This is a genomic window from Rhodococcus sp. ENV425 (assembly GCF_002887785.1).
GTDB classification, from domain to species: Bacteria; Actinomycetota; Actinomycetes; order Mycobacteriales; family Mycobacteriaceae; genus Rhodococcus; species Rhodococcus aetherivorans.
In genome coordinates, this window is record NZ_PCZU01000161.1 from 1 (window position 1) to 806 (window position 806).

Below are 806 nucleotides of genomic sequence, written 5' to 3' on the forward strand. Positions count from 1 at the left end.
CTGTCCGGCTGGTTCATCGGCTACGTCGAGGCCCATTCGGAGTTGATGGCCGACAAGTACCTGGCCCGCTGGTTCCGCGCGACGATCGACGTGCGCTCCACCCTGACATAGCCCGCAATGGTCCCGACCTGCGAAAAGCCGCGGCGAGCGAACGTGAGGTCGATTGTGTTGGCTGACACCTCGAGACGGTGTGAAGCTCCGTGGTCGGCGCGGGTCTGCGCCCGGTAACTTACCGACCCTGCATGTCAGGCGACAGCCCAGGTCAGCAGGTCGAGCAGACGCACATCGGTCAGGGTGGTGAGCCGGCGGACCTGCTCGGTCTCGGACTGCTCCAGGCGGCGGCGGAACAGCGGGAGGGCACCGTTGTCGAGGTTGGTGCACACGTCGTCGCGGATGGCTGCCCAGAACATCTTCCGTCTGCCGCGGTGGGGGTATCGGGCGGCGGCGGCACGAGCGTGGAGCCGGTAGAACGCCATGACCTTCGAGTCGCGGACGGGGAACAATCCGGGGCGTTTGATGTGGAGTACCTTGCTGATCTTGGCGACCCCCACCTGCCGGGGAGCGGCGGTGCGGAAATGCTCGTAGAGAGCTTCGGCACGGTCGTAGAGTCCGCCGCTGACGTTCGGGTCGGCGTCGACCAGCTGCGCCTCGGTCGGCACCGCCGCCCACGGGGCGTCGACGGCGCTGCGGATGAACCAGTCGCGTTGGGCGTGGCTGATCCGGGAGCGCACCTTGTGGGTGCGGGCGATCTCGTCGACAGTGATCACCGCGGCGGGTCCGGGTCCGGGCAGGTCGTAGCGGGCCAC

General features: G+C 68.0%; 1 protein-coding gene. It reads right to left on the bottom strand.

All coding sequences use genetic code 11. From position 1 onward, the window contains the following. Positions 1–245: 245 nt before the first annotated feature. Positions 246–806, bottom strand: a 561-nt coding sequence (locus CQZ88_RS13435) for a DUF6308 family protein (protein WP_258008586.1), incomplete at its 5' end; no start/stop codon positions are given.